This window comes from Mycoplasma zalophi (assembly GCF_018914005.1).
GTDB classification, from domain to species: Bacteria; Bacillota_I; Bacilli_A; order Mycoplasmatales; family Metamycoplasmataceae; genus Metamycoplasma; species Metamycoplasma zalophi_A.
This window is the reverse complement of the sequence record NZ_JAHMHI010000002.1, coordinates 92,460-101,286: the sequence shown is the minus strand read 5'-3', so window position 1 is coordinate 101,286 and position 8,827 is coordinate 92,460. Positions and strand designations below refer to the sequence as shown.

Annotated in this window: 10 protein-coding genes and 1 rRNA gene; 1 reads left to right on the top strand and 10 read right to left on the bottom strand. The window is 24.0% G+C overall.

Translation table 4 applies throughout. The annotated features are described in order from the left end of the window. The 10 genes from KQ877_RS03265 to recA all read right to left on the bottom strand — a co-directional run. Positions 1 to 77 (bottom strand): 16S ribosomal RNA (locus KQ877_RS03265); the annotation flags it as partial. 297 nt (positions 78 to 374) lie between these two features. Then, positions 375 to 1,448 (bottom strand): nicotinate-nucleotide adenylyltransferase, encoded by a 1,074-nt coding sequence (locus KQ877_RS03260; protein WP_216489101.1) that lies wholly within the window; start codon positions 1,446 to 1,448, stop codon positions 375 to 377. 10 nt (positions 1,449 to 1,458) lie between these two features. Next, positions 1,459 to 2,670, bottom strand: a complete 1,212-nt coding sequence (locus tag KQ877_RS03255; RefSeq protein ID WP_216489103.1) for a Y-family DNA polymerase — start codon at positions 2,668 to 2,670, stop codon at positions 1,459 to 1,461. Positions 2,671 to 2,692: 22 nt separating this feature from the next. Continuing rightward, positions 2,693 to 3,121: a Fe-S cluster assembly sulfur transfer protein SufU gene (sufU, locus tag KQ877_RS03250; RefSeq protein ID WP_216489105.1), complete on the bottom strand. Its 429-nt coding sequence runs from the start codon at positions 3,119 to 3,121 to the stop codon at positions 2,693 to 2,695. Beyond that, the gene (locus KQ877_RS03245) at positions 3,108 to 4,265 is read right to left on the bottom strand and encodes an aminotransferase class V-fold PLP-dependent enzyme (RefSeq protein WP_216489106.1); all 1,158 of its coding nucleotides are present in this window, start codon (positions 4,263 to 4,265) and stop codon (positions 3,108 to 3,110) included. The genes sufU and KQ877_RS03245 overlap by 14 nt, the downstream gene beginning before the upstream one ends. A 14-nt stretch (positions 4,266 to 4,279) precedes the next feature. Then, positions 4,280 to 5,017 carry a TlyA family RNA methyltransferase gene (locus tag KQ877_RS03240; RefSeq protein ID WP_216489107.1) on the bottom strand — a complete coding sequence of 246 codons (738 nt, stop codon included), beginning with the start codon at positions 5,015 to 5,017 and terminating at the stop codon, positions 4,280 to 4,282. Beyond that, complete coding sequence (locus tag KQ877_RS03235) at positions 5,005 to 5,502, bottom strand: hypothetical protein (RefSeq protein ID WP_216489108.1); 498 nt, start codon at positions 5,500 to 5,502, stop codon at positions 5,005 to 5,007. The genes KQ877_RS03240 and KQ877_RS03235 overlap by 13 nt, the downstream gene beginning before the upstream one ends. 1 nt (position 5,503) lies before the next feature. Next, positions 5,504 to 5,911 (bottom strand): transcription antitermination factor NusB, encoded by a 408-nt coding sequence (locus KQ877_RS03230; RefSeq protein WP_216489109.1) that lies wholly within the window; start codon positions 5,909 to 5,911, stop codon positions 5,504 to 5,506. Between the two features lie 14 nt (positions 5,912 to 5,925). Beyond that, complete coding sequence (locus tag KQ877_RS03225; RefSeq protein ID WP_216536030.1) at positions 5,926 to 6,741, bottom strand: TIGR00282 family metallophosphoesterase; 816 nt, start codon at positions 6,739 to 6,741, stop codon at positions 5,926 to 5,928. Between the two features lie 55 nt (positions 6,742 to 6,796). Beyond that, positions 6,797 to 7,777 carry a recombinase RecA gene (gene recA, locus KQ877_RS03220; protein ID WP_216489113.1) on the bottom strand — a complete coding sequence of 327 codons (981 nt, stop codon included), beginning with the start codon at positions 7,775 to 7,777 and terminating at the stop codon, positions 6,797 to 6,799. A gap of 118 nt (positions 7,778 to 7,895) precedes the next feature. On the opposite strand from recA, the gene KQ877_RS03215 reads away from it, so the two are divergent. Continuing rightward, positions 7,896 to 8,816 (top strand): site-specific integrase, encoded by a 921-nt coding sequence (locus KQ877_RS03215; RefSeq protein ID WP_216489115.1) that lies wholly within the window; start codon positions 7,896 to 7,898, stop codon positions 8,814 to 8,816. Positions 8,817 to 8,827: the final 11 nt, after the last annotated feature.

Below are 8,827 nucleotides of genomic sequence, written 5' to 3'. Positions count from 1 at the left end.
CAAGCTACTCGTTCGACATGCATGTATTAGGCACACAGCCAGCGTTCATCCTGAGCCAGGATCAAACTCTTAATAATAAATTGAATTGACGATTTATGGTATTTATATCCAGTTTTCAAAGAACTATTTTACATAATTTGCAAATAAAATTATACTACAATAATTCAAAATTTTTTAAAAAAAATAATTTTTTTGTAAATTATTTGTGGATCAATTACTTGCTAATTAATCATATCATATTTTATATTTAATTTTTAAAAAAAATAATTTTTTTAAATTGTTGTCTTGGATTTTTTAAGTAATATATAGAAATTTACTTGCCCTATAATCATATCATAAATAAATTAAAAGCAAGTAAAATTACTTGCCTTTTTTTATATATTTTTTTTATATATATTATTTTGTTCTTCAGTTAAAGAATAATTGTTTTCTTTGTAGTGATTTCAGATTTTTAAAACTAGCTTTTTATAACCTTCATCAAAATTTAAAAATACTAATTTACGGTACTCTTGTATACCTTCTCAAGCTCTGCCGGCACATATTTTGTCAGCTACATAAACTATCTTAGATAATGTAGGCATAGAGTAATTTAATGTAGTGTGATATTCAATTGCTTTTAATATTTGAGAATTTTTTATTAGTAAAACATTTTTTAAATATAAATACCCTGTTTTTTGATGAAGTTGATGATCTTCTATTTTTTTTTCATCAATATTATATCTTTTTAGAAAATTACGATGTTGATCAATAGTTCATTCTTTTGTAATATCATGAAGTAATCCTGCATAATATGCTACTTTTTTAGAATAATTTAAATGATCTGCTAATTTTAAAGCAAAATCTGCTGCTTGTTTTGAATGTTTATATCTATTAACTGATAATGTATTTCTTAAAATATCTTCTAAATATAAATAATTGTTTGCTATATAATTTTGAACTTCTTTTGTAACCATAGATATATTACCTTGCCTATATGTAGTAGAAGAAAAATTATATAAAGTATTATTCATCATTTTTATATTATATTTTTTTAAATTTATTTTATTTATATTATTAGAACGACGATAACAAACTAATTGCGCAAAATTCTTAAATTCATCAATGTTTTTTCATTTATTGATTGAATTTAAATTATCTGAGCCAAATAAAAAGAATAATTCATCATTAGGAAATTTATTTTTAAAGTATTTTAAAGTTTCGATTGTATATGAAGGACCTTTTTTGTTGATTTCAAACGCACTAACTTCCATCTTATCTTCTAAAATAAGATTTATCATGTTAAATCTATGGTTACAATCAACAGATTTTTGTTTTGTTTTAAAAGGATTAATATAAGCTGGAATAAAAATTAATTTATCTAGACTTAAATTTTCAATTGCATGTTTAGCAATTTTAATATGTCCTTTTGTTATTGGATCAAAAGTTCCACCATATAAACCTATCTTCATATTTCCTCACTTATATTTTTATTTTATTTTTTGCAACATTTTTATAAGTTTCATTTACAAATTTTGTATTACTAATTTTAGATTTATCTTTATTTTGTAAATCTTTTGCTATTTGCAGAACTTTCTTATTAAACATATAATTAATATTGTTGACTATTTCTTTAGGAGTTTGCTCTTTTCTTTTTTGAAAAAGATCTAAACTCATATCACCATATGATTTTAATTGTGCTACAGTTACTCCAACTCCCCGAAGTGGATTTTCATTTCAATGTTCCCAAAACAAACTACTTATTTGTTTATAAATATCTTCAAAATCAAAAATATTATCATGAATGTTTTGTTGAAAAGAAATTCATGTTCCATCTATTTGTCGTAATGATAATTTTACAATAGAACCAAAATTATTATTTGATTTTAATCTCTCAGCAACTTTAAAAGATAAATAACGCAATTGTCTTAAAATATCTTCTGCAATAAATAAATTATCCATTTCAAAGGTTAAACTATTGCCAATAGATTTAACAGTTGTCATGATTTTTTCTTTTTTTACTACGTCATTACCTGAAATTTGCTGTTTAAGAGATCAAAAATTATTTCCTAAATGTTTTTTTAAAATATTAAAATTATCATAATTTACAAAATCTTCAATAGTATTAATACCTTCACTTATTAATTTTTGAGTATTGTGTTTTCCAATTCCAAAAAAATCATTAATAGGTAATTTGTAAAAATGTTTTTTTATATCTTCTTTTTTAGTAATTAATATACCATGAGGTTTTGCTAAGTTAGTTGACATTTTTGCAAGAAATTTATTGTAACTTATCCCAATTGAACACGGTATTTTAAATACTTTTTTAATTTGTTCTTGAATTTTTTTAGCTTCGTTATAAGCATCTTCAAAATTTTTAACTTTTAAACTCATATCGATATAGCATTCATCTATACTATATATTTCTAAATCTTTTGTTACATTATTATATATATAATCAAAAATTCGATTACTAATTAAGTTATAAAATGGTAAATTAGGTTTTACAAGAATAATATTAGGTATCAAAGTTTTTAATTGATAAACAGGCATACCAACTTTTGCTCCTAATTTTTTTGCCTCATAACTTAAAGCGGATGCAATTGATCTTTTTGTATCTTTTGCTATGGCAACAGGAGCATTTCTTAATTCTTCTTTTACTATCCTTTCACAACTTACAAAAAATGAATCCATGTCGATATGAAAAATAATTTGCTTATTCAATATTTAGAGCTTTTTTAAATGATCTAGAAATAATAGTTGCACATTCAACACGATTCATATGAACTCTTACATTTTCAAAAATAATTAAATCTCCTAATATATCGGGATTATTAATTTTTGAATTGAAAATCATATTTTCATATTCATTAATTATTAATTTAATTTCATTGATAGTTTTATTTTTTAAAATATCGATCATAATATCGCTTGCAGCCATAAAAATTGAACAACCGATACCATTAAAAGTTGCATTTTTTAAAATGTTGTTTTCAACTTCTACATTTAAAACCAAATTATCAGCGCACCCTGTATTAGAATGATCTAAAATGCTTTTTGCATCTTTATATTCCGAAAAATTGTTTGGTTTTTCATAATGTGAATAAATTATTTCTCTTTTTTCTAAATTACTATAAGTAGTCAAGAAAATCACCCCCTGTTTTTAATTTATCAATTAATTTATTAACATCTGATTCATCATTATAAAATCCTAATGAAACTCTTACATAAGTGCCTTTTACTTCGCTTATATTTTCCATAAATCATGCACAAAAAGTTCCACTTCTTACATAAATTGAATTATTACCCAAATAACTTGCAACATCTTGACTTGCTACATTTTTTACATTAAACAAGCAAATTACATCACCTGGTTTAGAATATAAAACAATATTTTCAAGTTCTTTTAATTTATTATGTAAATAATAAGAAATTTCAGTAACTTTTTTATTTATATTATCAAGTCCGATTTCATTTACAAAATCAAGCGCTGAATTTAATTGAAATATTCCTGCAAAATTTTGTGTACCTGCTTCAAAAGCAAGTGGTGATAATACATCTGTGTAATTTAGATATTTTGAAGCTCCACCACCAAATTTTTTAGGTCTTAATTTATTATAAAGTCGTTTTGAAAAAATCATAGAACCCAATCCTGTAGGACCATAAAATTTATTAGCCGACATAATTATTGCATCACAATTTTTTATTGTAACTTTTTTATATGCAATTGCTTGAGCAGCATCATTTATTAAAAACACTTCATTTTCTTTACACAATTTATAAATTTCATCTAAATCATACTTAACATTAAAATTATTTGTAATTTGACTTAAACAAATAATTTTTGTTTTTGGATTAATCATATTTAATAATTCAATTTGATCTGAAAAATATTTGTAAGTAACATTTTTATTTTGTAAATAGTAAAAGAAAGGGAGAACATTAGAAGCGTGGTTAAATAAAGAAAATAATATTTCGTCGCCATCTTCAACTATATCAGCTACCATCATAGCTATTTGATTTAAGCTCTCTGTTGAACCTGATGTAAAAATAACATTTTTTTCATCAGCATCAACTAATGAAGCTAATTTTTGTCTTGTTTGTGTTATAAATGCGCTTGTTTTTAATCCTAATTTAGAATCTTTTGTTCTGGTTGATATTGAATATTTGGTATAAAAATCATTTCCCGCTTCACAAACTAAATCCGGTTTTAATGCTAATGCACCATTATCAAAGTAAACTAAATCTGGATTATTTACTAACATTGGAAAACGATTCTTATAATTCATATTTTCACCTTTCATTATATTTTTGTAAATAGTGCAAGATATTCAATATTTTTTGATTTATTTCCTGCAATTGGACTTTTTTCTATATTGTTAAATTGAAATTGGTTTTCTAATGCAAAACCTTTAACTTTTTCAATTAAATAAGGATGATATTGTTCATCAACATATCCACCTGCTTCAACATATTTTGAAGAAGCTTCAAATTGTGGTTTGATTAAAACTACTATTTGCTTTTGTGGATTTAATAAATTTTTTGCAACACTAAAAACATATTTTAAACTAATAAAACTAACATCACAAGTTATTAAATCTAATTCTTCATTAAAATAACTAAGATTTAAATCTTTTACATTAGTCTTTTCATAATTTACTACTTTTTCATTATTAATTAGTGAATTATGTAATTGGGCTTTTCCTACATCTACTGCATAAACTTTTTTTGCATTGTGTTTTAATAAAACATCAACAAATCCACCAGTACTTGCACCAATATCTAAACACACAAAATCTTTTGGATTAATTTTAAATTCTTTAATTGCTTTTAAAAGTTTATAAGATCCTCTTGATACATATTCCTTTTGATTTATTATTTCAATTTTAGAATCTTCTGAAAATTTCAAGGAAGGTAAAAATATTTTGTCACTATTTACTAAAATATTTCCGCTTCTTATTTGCATTTCAGCTTCTAAAATTGTAAATTCAAATTTTTCACTTACAATAATATCTAATCTTTTCTTGACTATTTTACTCATTTTAATATTTGCTTTACATAAAAATTAAAGTTACTACTTGCTTTTTCTAAACTTTCAGAAAATTCGTTAAAAAGTCTACGTTTTTCTTCGTTCATAGTGGTTTCACCACCAATAATAAAAATGTTAGGAACTTTATGTTTTTTATCATAAAAGTAAGTTGAAGTTTGAAAAATATAATAAAGGAATTTTGCAAAACTTTCTCATTTGCAATTTATAAATTGTTCATTAAAAGTAGATTTGTTGTCCATAAAAATATCAACATACATATCTTTTAAAAAGTTTTTTTCTAACAATTCATATTCAATTTTTATTAATTCATTTAAAGAAACTGAACTTTCAAAAAGCAAAAATATTTTTGAAACTAAAAATTGCATTTGTTTATGTTTAAAACGTGATATATATTTTAATGACTTTGGATTTGTATATAGTAATAATTTAAGTTTTCTGATGTTATTGTTAATTTTTTTAATGTTTTCTTGTGTCATATTATTTTTTAAATTTATCTAAAATACTATTAACAAATTTATATGTATTACCTGGACTATATATTTTTGTAATGTTTATCATTTCATTGATAACCAAGGCAGGATCATTAAAACTCATTTCAAAAACTCCATAAATTAAAATTGCTCTTACTAATGGTTCAATTTGTTCTCATAATCGATCATTTGTGGCTAATTGCAATAAATTTTTAATTTTTGGTAAAGTATTTTTTAATTTTTCTATTGTTTCTACTTTATTTTCATTGATAGTAAGATCATTAAAAATTTTTTCAGTATTTATATCAATTTTAAAAAGTTCACATTGATATAAAACTGTTATATATTCCATTCTTTTTTGCATCCTATCATATGAAAAATTAACGGTTTTTTTAATTTTATTAATCGAGTTCATAAAGTATAAAGTCCTTATTCTATAATATTTATTAATTTTATTTCTTGTTTATTTTTATCTTTTGTCAATTTAAAATAAATAGCATTAATGTGACATGAATTTGGAGAAATTTGGAATTTTGCTCTTGATCCATAACGCATTTTTTCATAAACCTCTTTGTAATTTGCACCAATTGCTGAATTATGAGGTCCACACATTCCAACATCAGTACAATAGTAAGTTCCATTAGGTAAAATTCTTGCATCGTTTGTTTGAACGTGGGTATGAGTTCCTAAAACAGCTGATACTTTTCCATCACAATAAAGAGAAAAAACATTTTTTTCGCTTGTTGTTTCACCATGAAAATCAATAATTACAAAATCAGGGTGATGATCATTTAAAATTTCATCTATTTTTGCAAAAAAATCATCTGCAGATTCTTCATTTCAAGGATTCAATAAAATATTAAATTGAATACCCATAATAGATACAATTCCTATAGTAAAATTTTTTACCTTAAATTCACGATATCCGCTTCCTGGATATGTATTTTTTATATTTGCGGGTCTTATTATATCATCATTATCAATAATATATTTAATTGATTCTTCTGCTCAAACGTGATTCCCTAAAGTAAATGCATTAATTCCAATGTCTTTTAGTTTTTGATATTCTTCAGGTCTAAAACCTTTTCTTCCAGAAACATTTTCTGCTTGTGCTATCAAAAAATCAGGATTATATTTCGCTTTTATTTCATCCATATATTTTTTGACTACATTGATACCTGGATCTCCAAAAATATCTCCGAAAAATACTACATTAATTTCTTCATCACTATTTTTTTCATACATAATAATATGATTATAATTTAAAATTATAATAATATTTCATAATAAGATATTTTATTTATTCACTTGATATTTTTTCAATCACTAATTCAGTAATTTCTTTTAAAATATCTTCATTTTGTGCAAGATAAATTTTTAAATTAGATTTTCCTTGTGCAATATTTTGTTCATTATATGAATATCAAGAACCTTTTTTAACTAAGATTTGATATTTTTCTGCTAAATCAATAATTTCACCGGTTTTATCTATTCCTTTTGAAAAAATTATTTCCACATTAGCAGTCTTAAATGGTGCTGAAAGTTTATTTTTTACTATTTTAATTTTAATAGTATTTCCACTTATTTCATTGTTATCAGTTATATTACTTGCTTTTCTTACTTCTGCTCTTATTGATGAGTAGAATTTTAAAGCTTTTCCTCCTGGTGTTGTTTCTGGATTCCCAAAAATAACACCCACTTTTTCTCTTATTTGGTTAATAAAAATTACACTAGTTTCATTTTTTGCTAAACTTGCTGTAATTTTTCTTAATGCTTTTGACATTAATCTTGCCTGACCTCCAATAGTTTGGTCACGCATTTCGCCAGAAAGTTCTGCTTCAGTTACTAATGCAGCAACAGAGTCAACAACAATTAAGTCAATATTTCCTGATTTTGCTAAAATGTCAACAATTTCAAGAGCTTGTTCTCCACTATCAGGCTGTGAAAGAATTAATTCATCGATTTTTACTCCCAAGTTACGTGCATAAATTGGATCTATAGAATGTTCTGCATCAATAAATGCAGCAATTCCACCTTCTTTTTGAACCTCTGCAATTGCATGTAATGCTAAAGTAGTTTTTCCACTACTTTCTGGTCCATATATTTCTATGATTCTACCTTTAGGTCATCCATTTATTCCTAAAGCTTTATTGATTGTAAGTGAACCAGTTGAAAATGTTTTGCAACTTAAATTAGGTTTTTGTCCTAAATACATAATTGATTCTTTACCGAATTTTTTTTCTATTTCTTTTAAAATAGATTCAATTTGTGTTTTTTCCATTTTGTCCTCCACTTATAATAAGTAAAAAATCAACAAAAAATAAAAAAAATTATTTTAATAATTACAATTTTATATAGTAATTATACATTGTTTTTTTCTGTGGGTTAGGAAGGAAATAATGAAAAAAAACGAAATTTTATTTTATAAATACTTTGAAAATTGAATATCAATATATAAAAAAGGATCGATTAGAAATATAACGTATTCAAAATACAAATTAACACTAGATTGACTTATTAAATTGGTTCCAGATTTGCGAGTGTGTGATATTGATAGAATTACTTATCAAAAAATATTAAATGATTATGCAGTTTATCATGAAAAGCAAACGACTTTGGATTTTCATCACCATTTAAAAAGTTGTATTTTGGATGCTTTTGATGATGGATTAATTTTAGTAAATCCCACAAGAAAAGCAGTCATTAAAGGAAAATTTCCTAGGGATAAAAAAACAAAATTTTTAAGTCAATTTGAATTACAATTACTTTTAAAAGAATTAAAATTAGAAGATAAATTAAACTTTGATTGATTAATTTTTTTAGTTGCAAAAACCGGAATGCGTTTTTCAGAAGCATTAGGAATTACTCCAAAAGATTTTGATTTTACAAGACAAACTTTAAGTGTAAATAAAACCTGAGATTACAAAGAAAATACCGGATTTGCACTAACTAAAAACAAAACTTCAAATAGAAAAATACAATTAGATTGATTAACTAGTTCAAAATTTGCATTTTTAATTAAAGATCTTGAAGTAGATAAACCAATTTTTGTTTTTAAAGAACGTATTTTTAATTCAACTATTAATGATAGATTAGAACGTTGTTGTAAAAAAGCAAATATTCCAATAATTTCTATTCACGGTTTACGTCATACACATGCATCTATTTTGTTATATGCTGGGGTATCTATTGCATCAGTTGCAAAACGTTTAGGACATGCAAGTATGAATACAACTGAAAAAATTTATCTTCACATTATAAATGAGCTTGAAAATAAAGATATAGATCTTGTAATGAGATCTATATCCAATTTATTTTAATATTACATAAC